This is a genomic window from Nonomuraea sp. NPDC049625 (assembly GCF_040675285.1).
Classification (GTDB): Bacteria; Actinomycetota; Actinomycetes; order Streptosporangiales; family Streptosporangiaceae; genus Nonomuraea; species Nonomuraea angiospora_A.
In genome coordinates, this window is the sequence record NZ_JBFAOQ010000005.1 from 396,936 (window position 1) to 418,798 (window position 21,863).

At 71.6% G+C, this 21,863-nt stretch carries 15 protein-coding genes; 5 read left to right on the top strand and 10 right to left on the bottom strand.

Annotated elements, in window-relative coordinates; translation table 11 throughout:
• On the bottom strand, nucleotides 1-582 hold the full coding sequence (locus AB0J87_RS24320; protein WP_350734384.1) for a TetR family transcriptional regulator: 582 nt from the start codon (nucleotides 580-582) through the stop codon (nucleotides 1-3).
• Between the two features lie 146 nt (nucleotides 583-728).
• Here AB0J87_RS24320 and AB0J87_RS24325 point away from each other — a divergent pair, with 146 nt between their 5' ends.
• The gene (locus tag AB0J87_RS24325) at nucleotides 729-2,261 is read left to right on the top strand and encodes an MDR family MFS transporter (protein ID WP_363969037.1); all 1,533 of its coding nucleotides are present in this window, start codon (nucleotides 729-731) and stop codon (nucleotides 2,259-2,261) included.
• A gap of 109 nt (nucleotides 2,262-2,370) precedes the next feature.
• A complete protein-coding gene (locus tag AB0J87_RS24330) occupies nucleotides 2,371-3,282 on the top strand; it encodes a hypothetical protein (protein ID WP_363968536.1) in 912 nt (303 codons plus the stop codon).
• An 8-nt stretch (nucleotides 3,283-3,290) separates the two neighbouring features.
• On the opposite strand, the gene AB0J87_RS24335 is transcribed toward AB0J87_RS24330, so the two are convergent.
• From AB0J87_RS24335 to kstD, 3 genes are all read right to left on the bottom strand, one after another.
• Nucleotides 3,291-5,129 (bottom strand): serine hydrolase domain-containing protein, encoded by a 1,839-nt coding sequence (locus tag AB0J87_RS24335; protein ID WP_363968538.1) that lies wholly within the window; start codon nucleotides 5,127-5,129, stop codon nucleotides 3,291-3,293.
• 71 nt (nucleotides 5,130-5,200) lie between these two features.
• Complete coding sequence (locus AB0J87_RS24340) at nucleotides 5,201-6,061, bottom strand: LLM class flavin-dependent oxidoreductase (RefSeq protein WP_350734380.1); 861 nt, start codon at nucleotides 6,059-6,061, stop codon at nucleotides 5,201-5,203.
• 41 nt (nucleotides 6,062-6,102) lie between these two features.
• Nucleotides 6,103-7,860 (bottom strand): 3-oxosteroid 1-dehydrogenase, encoded by a 1,758-nt coding sequence (gene kstD / locus AB0J87_RS24345; RefSeq protein ID WP_363968540.1) that lies wholly within the window; start codon nucleotides 7,858-7,860, stop codon nucleotides 6,103-6,105.
• A gap of 105 nt (nucleotides 7,861-7,965) precedes the next feature.
• Here kstD and AB0J87_RS24350 point away from each other — a divergent pair, with 105 nt between their 5' ends.
• Nucleotides 7,966-9,216: an alpha/beta hydrolase-fold protein gene (locus AB0J87_RS24350; protein WP_363968542.1), complete on the top strand. Its 1,251-nt coding sequence runs from the start codon at nucleotides 7,966-7,968 to the stop codon at nucleotides 9,214-9,216.
• On the opposite strand, the gene AB0J87_RS24355 is transcribed toward AB0J87_RS24350, so the two are convergent.
• From AB0J87_RS24355 to AB0J87_RS24370, 4 genes are all read right to left on the bottom strand, one after another.
• On the bottom strand, nucleotides 9,180-10,601 hold the full coding sequence (locus tag AB0J87_RS24355; protein ID WP_363968544.1) for a serine/threonine-protein kinase: 1,422 nt from the start codon (nucleotides 10,599-10,601) through the stop codon (nucleotides 9,180-9,182). The genes AB0J87_RS24350 and AB0J87_RS24355 overlap by 37 nt on opposite strands.
• 51 nt (nucleotides 10,602-10,652) lie before the next feature.
• Nucleotides 10,653-11,261 carry a helix-turn-helix domain-containing protein gene (locus tag AB0J87_RS24360; RefSeq protein ID WP_363968546.1) on the bottom strand — a complete coding sequence of 203 codons (609 nt, stop codon included), beginning with the start codon at nucleotides 11,259-11,261 and terminating at the stop codon, nucleotides 10,653-10,655.
• 22 nt (nucleotides 11,262-11,283) lie between these two features.
• The gene (locus AB0J87_RS24365) at nucleotides 11,284-12,480 is read right to left on the bottom strand and encodes a cytochrome P450 (RefSeq protein ID WP_363968547.1); all 1,197 of its coding nucleotides are present in this window, start codon (nucleotides 12,478-12,480) and stop codon (nucleotides 11,284-11,286) included.
• Nucleotides 12,481-12,618: 138 nt separating this feature from the next.
• Nucleotides 12,619-13,491, bottom strand: coding sequence for an alpha/beta hydrolase (locus AB0J87_RS24370; RefSeq protein WP_363968549.1), 873 nt, complete (start codon nucleotides 13,489-13,491; stop codon nucleotides 12,619-12,621).
• Nucleotides 13,492-13,839: 348 nt separating this feature from the next.
• Between AB0J87_RS24370 and AB0J87_RS24375 the strand changes: the two genes are divergently transcribed.
• Complete coding sequence (locus tag AB0J87_RS24375; RefSeq protein WP_363969038.1) at nucleotides 13,840-15,969, top strand: BTAD domain-containing putative transcriptional regulator; 2,130 nt, start codon at nucleotides 13,840-13,842, stop codon at nucleotides 15,967-15,969.
• Nucleotides 15,970-15,984: 15 nt separating this feature from the next.
• Here AB0J87_RS24375 and AB0J87_RS24380 read toward each other — a convergent pair whose 3' ends face one another.
• Nucleotides 15,985-16,638, bottom strand: coding sequence for a class I SAM-dependent methyltransferase (locus AB0J87_RS24380; protein WP_363968551.1), 654 nt, complete (start codon nucleotides 16,636-16,638; stop codon nucleotides 15,985-15,987).
• Nucleotides 16,639-17,481: 843 nt separating this feature from the next.
• On the opposite strand from AB0J87_RS24380, the gene AB0J87_RS24385 reads away from it, so the two are divergent.
• A complete protein-coding gene (locus AB0J87_RS24385) occupies nucleotides 17,482-18,462 on the top strand; it encodes a helix-turn-helix domain-containing protein (RefSeq protein ID WP_363968553.1) in 981 nt (326 codons plus the stop codon).
• 129 nt (nucleotides 18,463-18,591) lie between these two features.
• On the opposite strand, the gene AB0J87_RS24390 is transcribed toward AB0J87_RS24385, so the two are convergent.
• Nucleotides 18,592-21,828, bottom strand: coding sequence for an efflux RND transporter permease subunit (locus AB0J87_RS24390; RefSeq protein ID WP_363968555.1), 3,237 nt, complete (start codon nucleotides 21,826-21,828; stop codon nucleotides 18,592-18,594).
• Nucleotides 21,829-21,863: the final 35 nt, after the last annotated feature.

Sequence of the window (21,863 nt, forward strand, 5' to 3'; positions counted from 1 at the left end):
TCAGGCGAACGGCTGAGCCATCTGGTCCAGCACCTCTTCCGTGATCTCCCGCATCGTCCGGGTCTCGTCGTCGAGCCACTTCTGCGTCGCGATGCGCATCGCGACCAGGAAGGCGGCGGCGATCACCTCGGGACCGACGCCCCCGGCCTGCTCGCGCCCGGCCACCGCCGCGTCCAGCTCCCGCTCCAGGCGCATCCGGCTGGCCAGCTGCCTGGCCAGCAGCGAGGGGTGGCGCATGACCAGCCTCGTGCGCACCTGCCACTCCCGGTCGGGGGCGACGGTCTCGACCTCGAAGATGTCGAGCGCGCTGCGCAGCGCCCGCCACGCCGACAGCTCGGGCGGCTGCTCGCGCACCCGCCGCACCAGTTCGAGCAGGCGCTGCTCGTCGCCGTAGAGCAGCGCCTCCTCCTTGCCGTCGAAGTAGTTGGAGAACGTCCGGCGCGAGATGTTGGCGGCGTCGGCGATGGCCTCGACCGTGACGTTGTCCAGGCCGTGCTCGATCGCCAGCCGCAGCGTGGCCTCGTGCACCGCTCTGCGGGTCTCGGCCTTCTTGCGCTCGCGCAACCCCATTGTGCTGTCCATGACGCAGGCAAGCTTACCCGGCGGGAATAGATGCCCAGTGGGCAAAGTTTCCCATTGAGCATGTATGGTGTCCCGGTCCCACGTACTCATTTGGAGGTTCGCGCATGAGCGCACAGACGGCGGCGCCGTCGCCGGCGGCGGAGCCGATGGCCCACCGCCAGGTTCTGGAGGCCCTCAGCGGCCTGTTGCTCGTCCTCTTCGTCGCGATGATCAGCGGCACGGTCGTCTCGGTCGCGCTCCCCCAGATCATCGGCGCGCTCGACGGCAGCCAGTCGCAGTACACGTGGGTGGTCACGGCCTCCCTGCTGGCCTCGACCGCCTCCACCCCCATCTGGGGCAAGCTGGCCGACCTGTTCAACAAGAAGCTGCTCCTGCAGATCTCCATCGTGATCTTCATGGTCAGCTCGCTGGCCTGCGGCTTCGCCCAGAACACCGGGCAGCTCATCGCCTTCCGCGCGATCCAGGGCCTGGGCATGGGCGCCCTGCAGATCCTCACGCAGGTGATCATCGCCGCGATGATCACTCCCAAGGAGCGCGGCCGCTACAACGGCTACCTCGGCGCGGTCATGGCCGTGGCCACCGTCGGCGGCCCGCTGCTCGGCGGCCTCATCTCCGACACCTCCTGGCTGGGCTGGCGCTGGTGCTTCTTCATCGCCGTGCCGTTCACCGTCGTCGCCTTCGCGCTGCTGACCAAGACCCTGCGTGTGGCGACCGTGCGGCGCTCGGACGTGAGCATCGACTACTGGGGAGCCACCCTCATCGCCGCCGGCGTCAGCGTCCTGCTCATCTGGGTCACCTTCGTCGGCAACGAGTTCGACTGGCTGTCCTGGCAGACCGCGGCCATGGCGGGCGGCGGCGTGCTCCTGCTCGCCCTGGCCACCTGGGTCGAGTCCCGGGTCACGGAGCCGGTCGTGCCGCTGCACGTCATCAGCAGGCGCACCCCCGCGCTGGCCATCCTGGCCAGCCTGGCGGTCGGCATGGCGATGTTCGGCGGCTCGGTCTTCCTGGGCCAGTACTTCCAGATCGGGCGCGGGTACGGCCCGACCGCCGCGGGTCTGCTGACCATCCCGATGATGGCCGGCGTGCTGCTCTCCTCGACGATCAGCGGCCGGATGGTCTCCAGGAGCGGCCGGACCAAGCCGTACATCCTGGCCGGCCTGGTCGTCCTGACGCTGGGCTTCGCCGGGCTGGCCACGATCGACCACCAGACCTCGATGGTGCTGATCTCCGCGTACATGCTGGCCGTGGGCGTCGGCGTGGGCATGTCGATGCAGAACCTCGTCCTCGTCATCCAGAACACCGTCCCGCTGCGCGAGATCGGCGCGGCCAGCGGCGCGATCACCTTCTTCCGCTCGCTCGGCGGCACCGTCGGCGTGTCGGTGCTCGGCGCCGTCCTGGCCAACCGGGTGGCGTCCAACATCGCCGAGGGCCTGGCCAAGGCCGGCATCCCGGCGGGCGGGCAGGCGGCGGGCGGCAGCCTCAACCTCGCCGCGCTGCCCGAGCCGATCAAGGTGATCGTCAGGTCCGCGTACGGCGACGCCACCGGCCACATCTTCCTCATCTCGGCCGCGATCGCCGTCGTCGGCCTCGTCGCCGCGGCCTTCCTCAAGCCGGCCAAGCTCCGCGACAGCCTGGACCTGCCCGAGCCCGCCAAGGAGGAGGCCCCGGCCAACGCCTGACCTGCGACGGCAAGGATTCGCCAGTTCATGGTCAGCGGCGGGTCCCTCCGGAGTGGGGCGGGGTCCGGCGCGGTAAGAGGAGGTCGGCGAGGGATCGGGGGAGGGTCCAGTGGCGGATGTGGGCGATGGCGACGGGCCCGGTCAGGACATCGTCCGTGTGGGTCGCATCCTCGCCCAGATCGTCGCGCCGACCACCGTCATCACGTCGCTCCTGATCTACATCGGGACGCTCCGCCTCAACGCCATGTACTCGGCACTCGGGGTAAACCCCAGCATGCTGAGCTTCTCCTTCCAGGAGTACGTGATGCGTAGCATCATGGTGGCCGTCGAGCCACTGACGGTAGTCCTCCTGCTGCTCGTGGTGGCGCCCGTTGTGCACGGGGCGCTGATCCGATTCACCGTCTGGCATCGCGCCGCTCTGGGGTGGACCATCCTGGCACTTCTCACGCTCGGAGTCGTCAGCGGCGCGGTGGCCGTGGCAGCTGTAGCTGATTGGCCCAAACGCTGGGATCAGCCACTCTTCTTCAAGCCCCTCTTCGCGGGCCTTGGCGCGATCTTGGTGTTTTACGGCATTTACCTGTTCACCACGCTCCGCTCTGGCCCGGGGATTTCCTCCACCGCTCGGATCGTCCAGCGCACAGCCCTCGTGGCGCTGGCGCTGCTCCCGATGCTGTGGTACGTGAACGACCGCGCGAAGGAAAAGGGGAAGGAGGATGCCAACCAGATCTTGGAACACCCGGAAGAAATACTGATGGCCGTGGTGGTCTACGCGCCGCAGCGGTTGAATCTGGAGGAGCGTTGGGGAATCACGGAGAACGAGCTCGAGCACCCGAATGCGGAGTTCCTCTACCAGTACACCGGCCTGCGCCTCCTGCTCGAGTCCAACGGGCACTACTTCTTGGTGCCCGACTGCTGGGGGACCACCCCCGGCGCCCGGGCCATCGCCCTGCCGGCCGACGGTTCGATCCGGCTCGAGACCTTGAACGTCAAGACGAAGCCGTCTTGCCCCAAGGGTCGCTGAAGGCCGCGTCAGGCCCAGCCGTAGACCGAGCGGACCGCGGCGGCGATCTCGTTGACCAGGCCCATGTTGTTGCCGTTGGCCAGGATCGCGTATCCGGCGCCGAGCTCCGGATAGCCCTTGAACACGGACTTGAAGCCGTAGTTGGAGCCGTCGTGGGTGTAGGAGAAGTTCTTCGTTCCGGAGCCGGCGATGAAGAAGCCCCGCCCCATGGTGGGCTCGGGCCCCGCGGTGAGCAGCGTGCGGACCGAGGCCCTGGTGAGCGGCCCGGCGATGTCGCCGGAGGCGGTCCACGCCTTGTTGAGGTAGGACACCAGGCGGCACAGGTCGAGGACGTTCGTGTAGAGGCCGGCGGCGGCCGACTCCGGGTAGCGGTTGCGCTTGCCGGAGATCACCGTGCCGGTGGCGGTGTGGCCGGCGGCCAGCTCGAAGCCCGGTGACAGCGCGTAGGAGCTGTTCTTCATGCCGAGCGGCCCGAACACCTCCTTGTCCATGTACGACGCCAGCGACAGCCCGCTCTTCTGCTCCACCATCCGCTGCAGCAGCACGAACCCGGCGCCGGAGTAGTGGAACTCGGCCCCCGGGGCGGTGGTGAGCTCGATCTTCGGCGAGTTGCCCTCGCCGTTCATGACCTGCAGCAGCGAGGGCACGGTCGCGCCGGGGCCGTAGCCGGCGAAGCCGCCGCCGCCGGTGTCGAAGCCGGTGCAGGCGTCGGCCGGGGAGGTGGAGCCGCGGCCGACGAGGCCGGCCCGGTGCGTGAGCACGCGGTCGATGGTCGGCACCGCCGTCGAGGTGACGCAGTCGCGGCGCGGCAGGGTCCAGCCCAGGTGGGGCCGGATGTCGCCGGTCAGGGGCAGCTTGAGCGTCTGCGCCAGGCGCATGACGCCGACCGCGGACACGGCCTTGCTGATGGAGGCGGCCTGGAAGGCGGTCTCGGGATGCGCGGCGGCGCCGCTGCCGGCCTCCAGCCAGCCGTACCCGGTGGACCAGGCGATCTTGTTGCCGACCACCACCGCGACGGCCACCCCGGGCGTCTTCCACGCGTTCATCCGCTGCCAGATGGTCGCGCCGCCCACCGCGTTCTCGACCTGCCGCACCCGGTCGGCGGGCAGCGCGGGCACCTTGCCGCGCGTGCTCGCCACCCAGCCGCCGGCCGCGGAGAAGGCGACGTTGTGCAGCTGCCAGCCGCCGGCGGCCAGCTCGTTCAGCTTCTTGAAGCAGGCGTCGTCGATGGCGCGCGCGTGGAACTCGTCCTGCGCCACGACCACCCATCCGCCGCTCTTGGGGAAGGCGACGCCGGTCAGCCGGCGCCCGCCCTGCGTCAGGTTGCGCATCATCTGGTAGCACTCGTCGTCGACGCCCCGGGCGTAGAAGCCCGTGGTGTCGGCCACCGCCCAGCGGTCGCCGCCGGCCGGCGGGAACGAGACGTGCACGACCTGCCGACCGGCGGTGTAGGAGTCGCTTACACGCTGGTGGCACGCCTCGGGCAGGCCGCGCGCCGCCATCCCCTTGTCACTCGTGATCACCCAGCGGTCGCCGCCCTCCGGCGGGAAGGCCACGCAGTGGATCTTCGCCCCGGCCTTGACCATCTTTCCGAGCTCGGCGAAACACGCGTCGGGCACGCCGCGGGCGAAATAACGGCCGTCCTGGGTGACGATCACCCAGCCGCCGGACGGCGTGAACGCAACCGTGGTGACGCCGTACGGCGCCAGCTCCCCCATCTTGGCATGCAGCTCATCGGGAACTCCCGCGTCGGCGAACGGGTAGCCCGCCGCCAGCGCCGGCCGGGCGAAGTCCACGGCGGCCAGGCCCGCGGCGCCGGTCAGGGTGAGGAAATGTCTGCGGTCCAAGGGGGAACTCCTCAGGGGGCAATGGTCACCAACTGCGTTTGAATCATGGCAGACCGCAGACACTCCTCGATTCACCCCACGGTGGGCGGGCCCTGCTCGATGCGGCGCAGCACGGGCGCGAGCCGGTCCAGGTCGGCGCCGTCGATCGGCTGGCGCTCGTCCCACCAGGTGGCGCCCGCGTCCATGAGCGGGCCGAGCAGGTCGCGGGACTGGGCGGCGCCGGTGGGGCTGACGCCGCCGACGACGAGCTCGAAGGGGCCGTCGTCCTCGCGCTGCTCACGTACGTACGCGGCCAGCTCCCGCACCTGGTCGACGGGCGGCCCGTATCCGTGCGAGCCCGGCCCGAACAGCGGGACGGCGCCGTCCCAGCGGGCGGCCCGGCGCATCGGCCTGCGGTTGGGCCAGAACCCGGCGACCCATACCGGCGGGCGGGGGCGTTGCACGGTCGGCGGCAGCAGGGTCACGTCCTCGGCCCGGAAGTGCCGCCCGTGATGGGTGACCGGCTCGCCGCTCCAGTAGCGGGCGAGCAGGTCCAGGCCCTCGTCGAGGAGCTCGGCGAGCACGACCGGGTCGGTGGGCTCGCCGAAGCTGCCGTACTCGTCCTCGATCGGCCCGCCCAGGCCCGCGCCGAAGATCACCCGGCCGCCGCTGAGCGCGTCGAGCGTGGCGACCTGGCGGGCCAGCTGCTGCGGCCGGCGCCGGGCGACCGGGGTGACCAGGGTGCCGAGCCTGATCCGGGTGGTCGCCAGCGCCGCCGCCGTCAGCAGCATCCAGGGGTCGCCGAACGCCCGCCGCCTGCTCTTGACGTGGACGACGTGATCCCAGACGAACAGCGCGTCCCAGCCCGCCTGTTCCGCGGCGACGGCCACCGAGGCGACGGTCCTGGGGTCGGCGAAGTCGCCGAAGTTCGGAATGTTGATCGAGAAGTGCATCCCGCCATGCTGCTGGCCCGCGGCGGGGGACGGCAATCGTTTTAAGGCGTGTCGGCGATGTCGTTGGCGGCCACGTACCCGAAGGTCATGGCGGGGCCGATGGTCGAGCCGGAGCCGGCGTAGCTGTGGCCCATGACGGCTCCGCTGGCGTTGCCGGCGGCGTACAGGCCGGGGATGACCGACCCGTCGGCCCGCAGCACCCGCGACCGGGCGTCGGTGCGCATCCCGCCCTTGGTGCCGAGGTCCCCTGGGACGATCTTGAACGCGTAGAAGGGCGGCAGCCACAGCGGCGCGAGGCACGGGTTCGGCTTGACCAGCGGGTCGGCGTAGTAGCGGTCGTAGGCGCTGTCGCCGCGGTGGAAGTCGAGGTCCTTGCCTGTCGCGGCGAACCCGTTGAAGCGGTCGATGGTGCCGCGCAGCGCCGCCTGCGGGACGCCGATCTTCTGGGCCAGCTGCTCGATCGTCCACGCCTTGAACGCGGCGCCGCCGGCGAACCATTCGTCGGGCAGCGGCAGCAGCGGCGCGACGTCCCGGAACAGGTACTTGTTGCGGTAGTTCTGGTCGACGACGAGCCAGGCGGGGATGTGCGGCGCGGACGCGCTGTTGCGGTCGTACATGACGTGGACGACGTCGCTGTAGGGGGCGCCCTCGTTGACGAAGCGCACGCCGTTGCCGTTGACCAGCAGGCAGCCCGGCAGGGTGCGTTCGGCCAGGCAGAAGTACGGCTGGCCGGGCAGCGGGATGGCGGGGCCCCACCAGGCGTCGTCCATCAGGTCCAGGGCGGCGCCGACCCGCTCGCCGGCCTCGATGCCGTCGCCGGTGTTCTCCTTGGCGCCGACGGTCCAGCTCGTGCCGATGGGCTGGCGCTGGAACTCCGTGCGCATGGCCGCGCTGTGCTCGAACCCGCCCGAGCCGACGATCACGCCGCGCTTGGCCTTGACCAGGCCGCCGGGCGTGACGACGCCGGTGACGCGGCCGGACTCGACCTTGAGGTCGAGCAGCGGGGTGTTCAGCAGCACCGGCACGCCGGCCGAGAGCAGCCCCGCGCGCAGGCCGGCGGCCAGGGACTGGCCCATGGTCAGCGGCTTCTCGCCGCGCAGCGCGGCCTCGGTGCCGCGCAGCAGGCACGCGGCGCTCACCTCGAGGCCCTTGGCGTTGACGGCGGCGAGCGTCAGCCACTTGTAGTCGGCGCTGTAGACCACCAGGCCCGCGGGGGTCTGGATGTACGGGCCGTTCAGGTGGGCCAGCTCGGCGCCGAGGATGTTGCCGTCGAGCTGGGCGGGCTCGATGGAGCGCCCGTTCGGCATGCCGCCGGTGAACTCCGGATAGTAGTCGGAGTAGCCCTCCATGAACCGGAAGCGCAGCGGGCTGTTGCGCATCACGAACGAGATCATCGCCGGCCCGGCCGACAGGAAGGCCCGCTGCCGCTCGATCGGCACGGTGTCGCCGACGACGCGGGCCAGGTAGGCAGCGGCCTTGGCCGGGGTGTCCTGGACTCCGGCGGCGAGGATGACCTCGTTGCACGGGATCCAGATGCCCGCGCCCGATCGGGCGGCCGAGCCGCCGAACGTCGGGGCCTTCTCCACCACGACGGTGCGCAGCCCGCGTTTGGCCGCCGTCAGCGCCGCGGTCATCCCGGCGGCTCCGGCGCCGACCACCACGACGTCGTACTCGACCTCGGCACGGGCCGGCGCGCTGCCGAGCGCGGCGCCCGCGACCATTGCGCCGCCCGCCACGGCGGCCCCGCGTAACAGGGCGCGCCGGCTCTGGCCCTGGGGGGTGAGGCTGGATTCGACCATGACGGCAAGCATGCGCTTGGTTGTTTTCACTGTCAATGCGGCCGGGTGTTGACGCCGCCGCCGAAGCCTGGTGCCATGATCGGGACGGTCCGTAGAGGAGATGCGATGCGACGATTGGCCGCCGTGCTCCTGTTCGCCGCGGCGCTCGTGGCGCCCGCGACGACGGCGTACGCCGAGACGTGCTCGACCACGCTCCCCCAGCCGGACGGCCACGGCATCACCTGCGTGCGGGTCGAGCGACATCTCCAGAACGACGGCTCCGAGCTGCGCGACGTCGTCATGACGTCGACGGCGATCTTCCAGGCGGCCGGCGGCACCCCCGCGATCGACCCGCTCGCCCACGAGATCAGCGTGCGCGTCTACCTGCCCCCGGGGTACGACCCCGCCAGGAGCACCCGCTACCGCTCCCTCTACCTCATCAACGGCGGCGGCGACGACTACGACGAGTGGACGACCAAGACCGACCTCGTGTCCCTGATCCGCACCACGCCCGGCCACCCGTACGACGGGATCGTGGTGATGCCGACCGGTGGCATGACCGGCTGGTACAGCGACTGGGCCGGGCGTACAGACGGATATTTCGCGCCGAAGTGGGAGACGTACCACATCTCGCAGCTCATCCCCTGGATCGACGCCAACTTCAACACGATCGCCAACCGGTCGGGGCGGGGCCTGGCGGGGCTGTCGATGGGCGGGTTCGGCACGCTGAAGTACGCCGCCGCGCACCCCGACGTGTTCTCCGTCATCGGCGCCTTCTCGCCGGGCATCGACCTGCGCGGCAAGCCCGCCCAGCGGACGGTCTCCGACTCCATGTGGCAGTCCGGGGCCGCGATCACCGTGCTGGACCCGGGGCCGTACCGGGTCAACAAGTACGACGGGTGGCTGCCCGTGCTCGACCAGCAGCAACAGCTCGTCTACCGGCTGGACACCCTGTTCGGGCCGCACACCACCAGCGCCTCCGGAGACCTCGACTGGCCCGCCGCCAACCCGGCGGTGCTCGTGACGCAGGGCAGGTACGCGCCCTTCAGCGGCAGGCTCGGCCTGTACGCGGGCGGCTGCCAGTCGCTGCCACGCGACCCGTCTGGCCAGTACATCCTCGGCGACGGCAGCGGCCCCGCGCCTGCGGAGTGCGCCTACAGCACCACGTCCCCGGCGAACACCAACGCCCTCGCGGTGAACGAGGCCATCCTCGGCTCGTACGCGAGCGTCTTCGACCAGACCCTGACCGGCCTGGGCGTCGGCCACCGCTACTGCTACGGCACGGGCGGCCACGACTGGAACTCCTGGCCCGCGATGCTGACCGACTTCCTCCAGTACGCCTACGGCACGGCCCCGCCCCGCTGCCCCAACGCCTGACGCGCCGGACCCTCCGCCCGGTTTGAGCGCAGGCACCAGCGGCCGGTGGACGGGAGCAGGGCCATGAGCATGGCGCCGGCCGCCGCCAAGGCGGTCAGCGGGGCGATGACGAAGATGAGCACGGAGACAGGTGTCTCCAGCGTCAGCCGTCCACCTGTCAGCAGGTACTGCGCGCTGGCGCTCATGCCGTGCAGAGCCACCGCGCCGCCGGTCACCGCGATCATCCAGCGCCCGGCCTCGTGGCGCCGGAACAGCAGCAGCGCTCCCGTCGCGAGCACGGCCGCCTCCGCCACGCCCACCATCAGGTTCGCCAGCATCAACCAGACCGGCGGACCGGGGTCGATGAGGAGTGCGGCGGCCTGGAAGACCATGGCCAGCAGCCCCGGAAGGCACAGCAGAGCCAGCGTCGCCGCGGCGGTCGCGGTGCCGCCACCGGGCTCGGTCGCCGCCGCCGGGCGTTCCGCCTCGCCGGCGTCCCGCGCAGGGGGCTCCGGCGGTTCGGGGTCGCCGGGCGGGGTCAGGGTGCGGATCGCCGTGCCCCGTTCGGTGATCATGGCGGTGACGTCCGGTGGGAGCCAGCGGGTGACGGCGTCGGGCCCCTCCAGCCGGTCGAGGAGGTCATCCAGCCGGGGCCGGTCGGCCGGGGTCTTGGCCAGGCAGGCACGCAGCAGCGGCACGAGGTCGGCGGGGACGCCGCCGAGGTCGGGCTCTTCGTGGACGACCCGGTAGACGACCAGGTCGGCCCTGCCGCCGCCGAACGGTCCGGTGCCGGTGGCGGCGTAGGCGAGGACGCAGCCGAGGGAGAACACATCGCTCTCCGGGCCGATCTGGCCGGCCCGGGCCTGCTCGGGGGACATGAATCCGGGCGTGCCGATGACGCGCGTCGAGAAGTGCACGGTGTCGAGGGCCTTGGCGATGCCGAAGTCGATGACGCGCGGCCCGTCGTCGGCGAGGATCACGTTGCGGTGGGTGAGATCGCGGTGGACCAGGCCCGTCGAGTGGATCGCGGCCAGCCCCTCGGCCAGGCCCGCCCCCAGCACCCGGACCGCCGCGGGCGGCAGCGGCCCGTGCCTCGTGACGGCCTCGGCCAGGGAGGGGCCGGGGATGTAGGCGGTGGCCAGCCAGGGCGGGTCGGCATCGGCATCGGCGTCGACCACCTCGGCGGTGTAGAAGCCGCCGACCCGGCGGGCGGCCTCGACCTCGGCGGCGAACCGGCGCCGGAACTCCGCGTCGCCGGCCAGTTCGGCGTGCACGACCTTCACCGCGACCGCCCGGCCGCCGCGGGAGCGGCCCAGGAAGACCCGGCCCATCCCGCCGCTGCCCAACTGCCCGATCAGCCGGTACGGCCCTATCCGCCGAGGGTCGCCATCCCGTACAGGATCCATCGCCCCATACTCCCGCACGAGAACATCCTCGTTCGACCTATCCCCCTGCCCTCAGCGAGGCTTTCGGAGGCGTGCGGACGGGCAGCCGGGGACGGGCAGCTCGTCGGGCGAGGGCCGCACGCCGGACAGCAGCAGGGCCAGGTAGCGGCGCGGATCGGCGTGCTCGGGGTCGCGCGGATGCACGGTCGCCAGGGCCATCACGACGATCGCCGCCAGGTCGCGCACCATCAGGTCCGCCCGCACCCGCCCCTCCCGCTGCGCCCTGGCCAGCACGGCGCCCAGCGGCCCCATGAACCGCTCGGCGATGTCGACCGTGAACGCGCCCGACTCCCGGGCCGCCCGCAGCAGCCCGTGGTGGGCGGCCAGGGTGTCCACGGTGGCCGCCAGCGCCTCGGTCAGCGCGCTCCCGGCGTCGTCGGCGTCGCGCGCGGCCAGGGCGAGCGGTTCGATCTCCTCGGCGAAGTACGTCTGGAACGCGGCCCTGATCACCCCGTCCCGGTCGCCGAACCTCCGGTAGACGGTCGCGATCCCGATCCCGGCGCGCCGGGCGATCTCGTCCAGGGACAGCGCCGGACCGCTCTCACGCAGACTCGCGATCGCGGCCCGGACGATCTTGTCCGAGTTACGCAGCGCGTCGGCTCGCTGTCCCTGCTCGTGCACGATCCGTCACGTTAGCAGCCCATCACCAGGCCACCGGGAACGAGCGCAGCCCGTACACCACGTTGAAGGCGCGGAACTCGGCCGGCTCCCCGGCCTCGCGCAGGCCTGGGAAGCGCTCGAAGAGGGCGGGGAAGGCGATCTGCATCTCCATCCTGGCCAGCGGCGCGCCCAGGCAGTGGTGCACGCCGTGGCCGAAGGCCACGTGCCCCATGTCGCCGCGGCCGATGTCGAGCCGGTCGGGGTCGGCGATGTAGGCCGGGTCGCGGTTGGCCGCGGGCAGGGCGCACACCACCAGGTCACCCGCCGCGATCGGCTGCCCGGCCAGCTCGGTGTCGGCGGTGGCGACCTTGAACGTGCCCGTGTGGACGATGCTGAGCCAGCGCAGCAGCTCCTCCACGGCGGCGTTGATCCGCTCGGGCTCCCGTCTGAGGAGCTCCAGCTGTCCGGGGTGGCGCAGCAGGGCCAGGGTGCCGATGCCGAGCATGTTGGAGGTGGTCTCGTGGCCGGCCAGCAGGAGCAGCGAGGCGATGCCGGCCAGCTCGTCGGTGCTCAGATCGTCGCCGTGCTCGCGTACGAGCATGCCGAGCAGGTCCTCGCCCGGCTCGGTCCGGGTGCGGGCGACCAGCTCGGCCATGTAGGCGCGCGACTCGAGCTGGGCGGCGCCCCGCTCCTGGATGGGCAGCGAGACGTCGAGCATCTTCCCCGTACGCTGCTGGAAGTCGCCCCGGTCGGCGTACGGGACGCCGAGCAGCTCGCAGATCACCAGGGACGGGACCGGCAGGGCGAAGGCCGAGACCAGGTCGGCGGGCGGCCCGGCGGCCTCCATGGCGTCCAGGTGCTCGGTGACGATGTCCCGGATGCGCGGCTCCAGGCGGCGCATCCGGCGCATGGTGAACTCGGGCGTCAGCATCCGGCGCAGCCGGGTGTGCTCGGGAGGGTCGAAGGCGAGCAGGTTGCCCGCCCGGAACCGCTCGATCTCCTCGGGGCTCGCCTTCGGCATGCCGGGGGCCCTGAAGACGTTGCGCTGGGCGTTGCTGAAGCGCCCGGAGTCCCCGAGCACCTCCCTGACGTCGGCGAAGCGGCTGACCATCCAGACGTCGAGGCCGAACGGGGACTTCTCCCGCCGGACGCCGTCCTTGTCGCGTGCCACCGCGACCTCGGGATCCGGGTCGAACGCGTTCCGGCGCATGTACAGGGGCAGGGTTACAGGCTCGCTCATGCCAGCTCCTCGGGGGATCGACCGTGGCCTGAAAACGATAGAAGTCTATTGCTTTCGGGCCCGGAGCGAGCGGAGCCGGTCAGCGGGTCGAGCCGGTCCGGGTGTTGTGGTCGCGTCCAGCTCACCCAGGGCCTCGTATCAGCGGGTGAGCAGCTCCCGCAGGGCCTTGGCGATCTCGGCAGGCGCCTCCTCGGCCATGAAGTGGCCGTGGCCGACGGTGTCGTGCCGCAGCCGCGGCGCCCACGCCCGCCACAGCGCCGCCGCGTCGTAGCCGAGGGCGGCGCCCCAGTCCTGCTGCAGCACCGTCACCGGCATCTCCAGGCGCCTGCCCGCCTCCCGGTCGGCCCGGTCGTGCTCGGCGTCGATGCCGGCCGAGGCGCGGTAGTCGGCCACGATCGAGGGGATCGCCTCGCGGCAGGCCTCCAGGTACGCGGCACGTACCTCGGCGGGGATCGCCTGCGCGTCGCCCGTCCAGGCGTCGAGGAAGTGGCCGAAGAACACGTCCGGGCAGGCCGCGATCATCGCCTCCGGCAGCCCGGGCGGCTGCGCCATCAGGTAGAGGTGGAAGCCGACCGCCGCCGACGCCCCGCGCATCACGTCCCACATGTCCACGGTCGGCAGCACGTCCAGGCAGGCCAGATGGGTGATCGCCGCCGGGTGGTCGAGCCCGGCGCGGAAGGCCACCAGGGCTCCGCGATCGTGCCCGGCCAGGGCGAACCGCTCGTGCCCGAACGCCCGGGCCAGCGCCACGACGTCGGCCGCCATGGTCCGCTTGGCGTAGGTGCCGGGTCCGGTCTCGGCGGGTTTGTCGCTGGCGCCGTAACCACGCAGGTCGGGGCAGATGACCGTGTGGTCGGCAGCCAGGTCGGCGGCGACGTGCCGCCACATGAGGTGCGTCTGCGGGAAGCCGTGCAGCAGCACGATCGGGCTGCCCTCCCCCGCGACGGCCGCGCTGAGCGACACGCCGTCGGCGACGGGGACGCGGTGATAGGTGAAGCCTTCGATGACCACGATGGCCCTCTCTTTCGGTCAGTTTGTTCCGGTGGGGGAGGGATCCAGCGTGCCGGGCGCGAATGAGCATCCGATCAGCGCGCTACCGTGACCTGAGGCCGGCTGACCCTGCGTGGAGTGGGGCTACCGGTGTGCCAGGCTTGCCATCGGGCTGCGGCGCCTGAGGCCGGCGGCACCCGAGACCGGCGGCGGGCACGGCCAGTGGCAGGCACGGCCGGGCCCCGCTCAGGCGCCTGCCCGCCCGCTCGGCACCGAGGCGCAAAAGGACGCCCGCCACCAGCGGGGGCACTGGTGGCGGCCGACGGATCGGTCGGCCGGCATGACCGGTAGAAGGGGGTGACGGGGGCAGTGCAGGTGACGTTCGGCGTGCTGGGGCCGGTGGCCGCCTGGGACGGGGCAGGGGACCCGATCGCCTTGAAGGGGCCGCGCCATCGCGCGGTGCTGGCCCGGCTCATCGTCGCCCGGCGGCGCGTCGTACCGGTCGCCCACCTGGTGACGGACCTGTGGGAGGACCCGCCGCCGGACGCGGTCGGCGCGCTGCGTACATTCGTGGCGGCGCTGCGCCGGGCGCTGGAGCCGCAGCGCCCGCCCAGGTCCCCGGCCCGGCTGCTGGTCACCGAAGGGCCGGGGTACGCGTTGCGCGCGGAACCGGACGCGGTAGACGCCTGGCGCTTCGAACGGGCGGTGACCGCCTCCGGGTCGCCCGCGGACGTGCTCCCCCGCGTCGAGGAGGCGCTGGGATGGTGGCGCGGGCCCGCCTACGCCGACTTCTCCGACGAGCCCTGGGCCCGTGCCGAACGCTCCCGCCTGACGGAGCTGCGGCTGCACGCCGTCGAACGCCAGGCCGAGGCCCGCCTGGACCTCGGACTGGCCGGGGAGGCGGTCCCCGACCTGGACGCCCACGTCGCCGAACACCCCTGGCGGGAGGAGGGCTGGCGGCTGCTCGCTCTGGCGCTGTACCGTACCGGCCGCCAGGGCGACGCGCTCGCGGTGCTGCGCCGGGCGCGGGAGCTGCTGGTCGAGCACCTGGGCGTGGACCCCGGTCCCGGGTTGAGCCGCCTGGAGGCGGACATCCTCCACCACGCCCCTCACCTCGCCCCCGGCCGTCAGGGCCCGGCGGACACGGTGTGGGCACGGGCTGCCGCCGCCTACGACCGCAGCGTGCCGTCGGGTGCGCGCGCCCGGCTGGAGTCGACGGTGGGGCTGATGCGCGACCTCGCGGTGACGGGTGGCGGCGGCCTGCGAGCGGCCCGCGAACACCGGGTGGCGGCCATCGCGGCGGCCGAGGAACTGGGGGACGTGGAGCTGACGGCCCGCGTCATCGGCGCCTACGACGTACCCGCGATCTGGACCCGCCTCGACGACCCCGACCAGGCAAGCCACGTGATCGCAGCCGCCGAACGCACCCTCGCCACCCTCCCACCGAGCACCCCGACGACCCTCCCACCGAGCACCCCGAGCCCGGCCACCACCCTCCCACCGGACACGACCGCTACCCCAGCGGAGATGACCGCTGTCCCAGCGGGCACGGCGCCGCTCCCGGAGCATGCGACCGCGGCCTCAGAGAGCAGCGGCGCTGCCGCCCCCGCTGACGGGACGCGTTCCCCGCTGGGGGCCCGTGACGCGGTGCGAGCCCGCCTGCTGGCCACCATCGCCCTGGAGTCCCGCGGCACGAACGCGGCACGAGGCCCCATCGCCGCCCGTGAGGCGGAGGTGCTCGCCCGCCGCCTGGACGACCCGGGCCTGCTGGCGTTCGCGCTCAACGGCGTCTTCATGCAGACGTTCCACCGTACGGGCCTGGCGCCCGACCGGGACGCCATCGGCGCCGAGCTGATCGCGCTGTCGGCCCGGCACGGCCTGGTCACCTACGAGGTCCTGGGCCACCTCATCCGCCTCCAAGCCCGCAGCGCGCTCGCGGACTTCGAAGGAGCCGACACCCACGCGACCGCCGCCGATCACCTGGCCGCGCAGCACGAGCTGCCGCTGGTGGGCGTGTTCACCCAGTGGTATCGAGCGCTGCGCCTCGACGCGACCGGCCAGGCCCCGCCGCAGGAGGTCGAGGCGGCCTACCGATCCGCCGCCGCCCGCCTGGACGGCGCCGGCATGCCCGGCCTGGAACACGGTCTCCTGCCGCTCGCCCTTCTGTGCCTGCGCCTGCGGCACACCTCACCCACCTCGGCCGACGACGGCGCCGACTTCGGCCCCTACGATCCGTGGACGCGCCCGCTGGTCCTCCTCAGGCTCGGACACCGCCACGAGGCTGCGGCGAAGCTGCGTGACGTACCCGACCCACCGCGCGACCTGCTCTTGGAGGCCATGTGGTGCCTGGTCGCACGGGCCGCCGCGGCCGTCGGCGACAGGGAGACCATGGCGCGCGCCCGCACCGCACTCGCACCCGCGGCGGCGGAGCTGGCCGGAGCGGGCAGCGGCCTCCTCACCCTGGGCCCGGTCTCCCACCACCTCGATCTCCTCCGCTGAGTGCTCCCCAAGCCCTCAGGCCTCGGCGGGAGCGTCGTAGACCAGGGTGTACCGCCAGAACAGGCGACGCCGGACCCGGGCGCCGGGCAACTCCTGCGCGGCCGCGGCCCTGATGTCGGCCAGGGTCTCCTGCGCCTCGGCGGTGGTCGCCGTCATGTGCGGGGGCGGCGCGTCGGCGCGGGCAGGATGCTTGACCAGCCCCATGATCGGGTTGGCGACCATGGCAGGCAGGGCCGCGAGCAGATCGGCGGGCCCCGCCTCGCGGTAACAGCCGACGACCACGAGGCGACCGCCCGGGGCGAGACAGCCGCGCAGTTCCCGCAGCGTGGGCACCAGCGGGAGATGGTGCAGGACGGCGACGAGGGTGACGGCGTCCCAGCGCCGCTGCGGGTCACGCCCGGCGAAGTCGCTCTGGACGATGGTGACCGCGGGGTCGTCGGCGAAGCGCTCCGCCGCGGCCCCGGCGGTCGCGGGGTCGGGTTCGAGCCCGGTGACGGTGGCGGCGCGGCTGCGGAGCAGGGCGACGAGGTTGCCCGTGCCGCACCCGACGTCAAGGACGTGGCCGGCCCCGGACGCGGCCACCTGGCCGACGACCCAGCCGCCGTAGTGGTCGTTGTGGCTCCACGGGTGCCGCTTGTTGAAACGGTCGAGGTGAGACAGCAGCGCCATGACGACCAACCCTAGCGATCGTCATTCACGGTCGCGGCCCCGTTGCACCGCCACCCGGCGAAGCCATGAGGGTGTGCTGCCGTTACGCCGCGCTCTCCGACGGGTGATCACGATCGCACGAAAATCGATCGAGACCCGCCGGCGAGTGCGCTAGCGTCTTACCTCGCTGGTCCCTCACATCCGTTGGGCCTGGTGCGAGTACGGGTCGAACTGCATCGGTTATCTCTTTCTGCAAAAAAGATCACATCCGGTGCGCTTCTCATATCCGTACTCGTTCTCAGCTCGGCGGCCACCGGTGTGGTTCGGTGAGGGCACGGGTCGAATCTGGTCGGTTACCTGAGGTTCGACTCCTTCCGGCCGCTCTCTCGTGCGGCCGGCGCCCAGATCGGTTGGGCACCCGGCCGGAGCCCCATATCCGTGCCTCCGGTAAAGCTGACGATCAGGGGAGGGCGGGTCGAAGTCGTTCGGTTATCTCCGGCACCGGCGGTCGCAGGGTTCAAGTCCCCGCTGCGCGCCTTTTGGCGCGCAAAGCTCAGCGGTAGAGCTCCGGTCATGATCCGGTCGGCACCCCCATATCCGCCCTCCTCTCCGATCGCGTTCTCGAGCCTCCCGGAGAGCGGCCTGCACCCCGTACAGGACCATTGACAGCCGGCCGCCCCGGGCAGGCAGTGGGAGCGAGCGCCGTCCCCGGCGAGACGACACCGCGGGCGGCGGCGACCACGACGGCCGTGCCCATCCGCACGACCGAGGCGGTGACCTGGTCGGGCGGGTAACAGGTTGCGTCGGCGACCTCGCCCGAGCAATGCTGATCCGGCCCGTGCCCCCGATCCTGTGGTGGGGAATATGGACGTGATCAGCACCGCCGAGATCCCGGCGGAAGAGCGGTTCGCCTACTGGCGGGAGATGAACTCAAAGCTCCACGTGCCCTACGACTTACGCTGCGACCCGCGGATGGAGAGCGGATTCCGGGCGCACGTCGGTTTCAGCGAGTTCGGCCCGGTGCAGGCGACGCTGGCGACCGTAGTGCCGCATTCGGCCCACCGCACACCCAGGCTCATCCGGCGGGCCGACCCTGAATTGTTCGAGCTGGCCTGCACCGTCAGCGGCGGCAGCACGGTGACGCAGAACGGCCGGCGCACGGATCTCGGCCCGGGGGATCTGGTCCTGGTCGACACCTCGCGTCCCTACCAGGTCGAGCATGCGGCGCATATTCCGGTGAGCCGGGTGATGATCCTGCACTTCCACCGCTCGCTGCTGCCGTTGCCTTCCCAGGACCTGCGGCGCCTCAGTGCCATGCGCATCCCCGGCACCCAGGCCATCGGTGCGCTGTCGTCACAGTTCCTGCTGCAACTCGCCCGGCACATGCCCGACCTCAGTCCGGTGGAGACCTCCCGGCTGTCCACCCTCACCCTCGATGTGCTGACCCTGGTGCTGGCGAACGTGCTCGACGCCGAGAACGGGGTGCCACCCCACAACCGGCGGCGCGCGATGATGGCCCAGATCCACGCCTTCATCCGGGACCACCTTGGCGACCCCCATCTGAACCCGGACGCGATCGCCGCCGCCCACCACATTTCCCTGCGCTACCTGCACAAACTGTTCCAGCAGGAGGGACACACGGTCGCCGGCTGGATCCGTGAACGCCGCCTGGAACAATGCCGGCGCGATCTCGCCGACCCCCAGCTGGCCACCCGCCCGATCAACGCGATCGCAGCCCGATGGGGATTCACCAACGCCGCGCATTTCAGCCAGGCCTTCCGCAACGCCTACGGCCTGCCGCCGCGCCAATTCCGCGAGCAGTCCGCGACAGTGCAGTCAGGCTGAAGGCGTGTGCGCTCACCCGTAGCGACAGGCCCGGCCACCGCCCGCACCCTTGAGGCTTCGACAGATGATTGGAAAGCCGTTTGCCCGGCGGGGTGCGGTGACCCCACCGGGCAAACGGCGCCGCCTCTGTCAGGAGGTCGGGGTGAGGACCTTCGCCTCGTGCTTGGGCTCGGCCGGCTTGCGCCGCATCCGCTCCTTCGCCCGCTCCACCATCGTGTACAGCGTCGGGACCAGCACCAGGGTCAGCAGCGTCGAGCTGATCAGACCACCGATCACCACGATCGCCAGCGGCTGCGAGATGAACCCGCCGGAGCCGGTCACCCCCAGCGCCATCGGCGTCAGCGCGCAGATCGTGGCCACCGCCGTCATCAGGATCGGCCGCAGCCTGCGCCGCCCGCCCTCGATGACCGCTTCCACCACGCCCATGCCCTGCTCGCGATACTGGTTGATCAGGTCGATGAGCACGATGGCGTTGGTCACCACGATGCCGATCAGCATCAGCATGCCGATCAGCGCCGGCACACCCAGGGCGGTGTCGGTGGCGACCAGCAGCCCGATCGCGCCCGTGGCCGCGAACGGGATCGACACCAGCAGGATCAGCGGCTGGACGAAGCTGCGGAACGTCGCCACCATGATCAGGAAGACGATCGCGATCGCCGCCAGCATCGCCAGCCCCAGGTCGGAGAACGCGTCCGACTGCTGGGCCGACGCGCCGCCGATCTCATAGGTGGCGCCCGCGGACAGCGACAGGCCGTTCAGCTTGGTCGTCAGCGTCTGCGTCACGGCGCCCAGGTTCCCGGAGTCGGCCGCCTTGGCCGACACCGTGGCCGAACGCTCGCCGTCGATCCGCGTCACCTGCGTCGGCCCGGCCACCTCCTTGACGTCCGCGACCGTCGACAGCTTGATCATGCCCACCGCCGTCGGCAGCTTCAGGTCCTTGATCGCCTTGATGTCGTCCGGCGCGTCCGCGCCGCGCAGCACCAGGTCGCTGGAGCGGCCGTCCAGGGTGATCTGGCCCAGCGGCGCGCCGCGGAAGGCCTGCGCCACCGCCTGCCCCACCTGTGCCTCCGACAGGCCCCGCTCCGCGGCCTCCTGCCGGTCCACCGCGACCTCGACCCGCGGCGCGCTGGTCTCCATGTTGGAGGACACCTCGGTGAGGCCCGACACCTCGCCCATCGCGGTCTTGACCGTGTCGGTCGCCGTACGCAGCGTCTCGGCGTCGGGCGCCTGCACGATCACGTCGATCGTGTCGGAGGAGAACCCGCCCCCGCCGGCGCCGCCCACCGTGACCTCGCCGACGCCCGACAGGCCGTCGATCCGCTCGCGCAGCGCCTGCTGCACCTTGTCGGGGTCGGCGCCCTCCTTGACCGTCACCGAGTACGACGCCCGGTCCGCGCCACCGCCGACCGCGCCGCCCTGCATGGCGTTGCCGCCACCCACGTTCACCTGGTACGTCTCCACGCCGTCCAGGTCCTTCAGCACGCCCTCGACCTGCTGGGCGGCCTTGTCCGTGGTCGCCAGGTCCGTACCGACCGGCATCTTCTGCGACAGGGAGATCGTGTTCTGGCCCGAGGAGTCCAGGAAGTTCGTCTGCAGCCCGCCGGCCAGGCCCATCGTGCCGATGAACACCGCCACGCCGATGAGGATCGTCACCAGCTTGAACCGGGTCGCGAACCGCAGCACCGGCAGGTAGGCCCGCTGCAGCGGCGAGCGCAGCTCCTTGGCCTCGGCCTCCTCGCGCTGCTTGCGCGCCTGCTCCGGCGTCAGGTCCGGCGCCTTCAGGAACCAGTACGCCAGCACCGGCACCACCGTCAGCGACACGACCAGCGAGGCCAGCAGCGCCACCGCCACCGTGATCGCGAACGGGCTGAACAGCTCGCCCACCATGCCGCCCACGATCGCGATCGGCGCGAACACCGCCACCGTCGTCAGCGTCGAGGCCGTCACCGCGCCTGACACCTCGCGCACCGCCGTCAGGATCGCCTGCAGCTTGGCCTCGCCGTACGCGAGATGTCGCTTGATGTTCTCCAGCACCACGATGGAGTCGTCGACCACCCGGCCCACCGCGATCGTCAGCGCGCCCAGGGTCAGCATGTTCAGCGAATAGTCGCCCGCCCACAACACGATCAGCGCGATCACCACCGACAGCGGGATCGACACCGCCGTCACCAGCGTCGAACGCACCGACAGCAGGAACACCAGGATGACCAGCACCGCGAACGCCAGGCCCAGCAGGCCCTCCGTGGTCAGGCTCCGGATCGACTCCTCCACGTACGGCGCCTGGTCGAACACCACCGACACCGCCGTGTCCGAGCTGTCGCCCAGCGACCTGGTCAGCTCGGGCAGCTTCTCCCGGATGTCGTGCGAGATCGACACCGCGTTGCCGTCGGGCACCATCGTCACCGACACGCCCAGGCTCGTCTTGCCGTCCGTACGGGTGATCGTCGTCGCGTCCGCCAGCCCCTGCTTGATCTCGGCGACATCGCCCAGCTTGACCGGCTTGAGCGGCTTGGGCTTGGGCGCCTGCTGCTGCGCGAGGGCCGCCGGGGACTGGCCGGGCCGGCCGGGCTGCCCGGTCTGCGGGCGGGCCTGGGCCTGGCTCGGCTGCTGCTGCTGGGTGGCCGCCGGCTGCGCCGGGGTCAGGTACAGGTCCTTCAGCTTGGCCACCGAGTCGACCCGCGCACCCACCTGCACCGTGAGGGACTTGCCGTCAGCGGTCAGGGTGCCCGCCGGGATCGGCGTGCCGTTCGCCTTCAGCACATCGGGGATCTGCGAGGCCGACACGCCGGCCTTCGCCATCTTCTTGGTGTCCGGCTCGATCGTGACGACCTCGTCACGGGTGCCCGTGACCGACGCCTCCCGTACGCCCTCCACGCTCTGCAGCTCCGGCACCATGATCCGGCGCAGCTTGTCGGCCATCGCCCGCTCGTCGCCGCCATCGCCCACCGCGAGCACCACCACCGGGATGTCGTCGGTGTTGCCCGCCACGACCTGCGGATCCACCCCATCCGGGAGGGAGACGCGGGTGATGGCCTGCTGCATCTTGTTCAGCGAGGACTCGACGTCCGTGCCGTACTCGAAGGCCACCTGGATCTGCGCCAGGCCCTCCTTCGACGTCGAGGTCATCTGCTCCATGCCGTCCAGACCCTGGAACGAGTCCTCGATCGGCTTCGTCACCTGGTCCTCGACGATCTCGGGCGAGGCACCCGGATACGCCGCGACCACGAACGCGCCAGGGAAGCTCAAAGACGGCAGCAACTGCTGCTTCAACTGCGGAATCGTGAACGCGCCGAACGCGCTGAGCACGAGCGCGAGCAATATCACGAGGCTGCGGTTGACCAGGCTCAACCGGGCGAATGCGGTCATAGGCGTCCCCTCCAAGAGTTCGCCCCAGACTAACA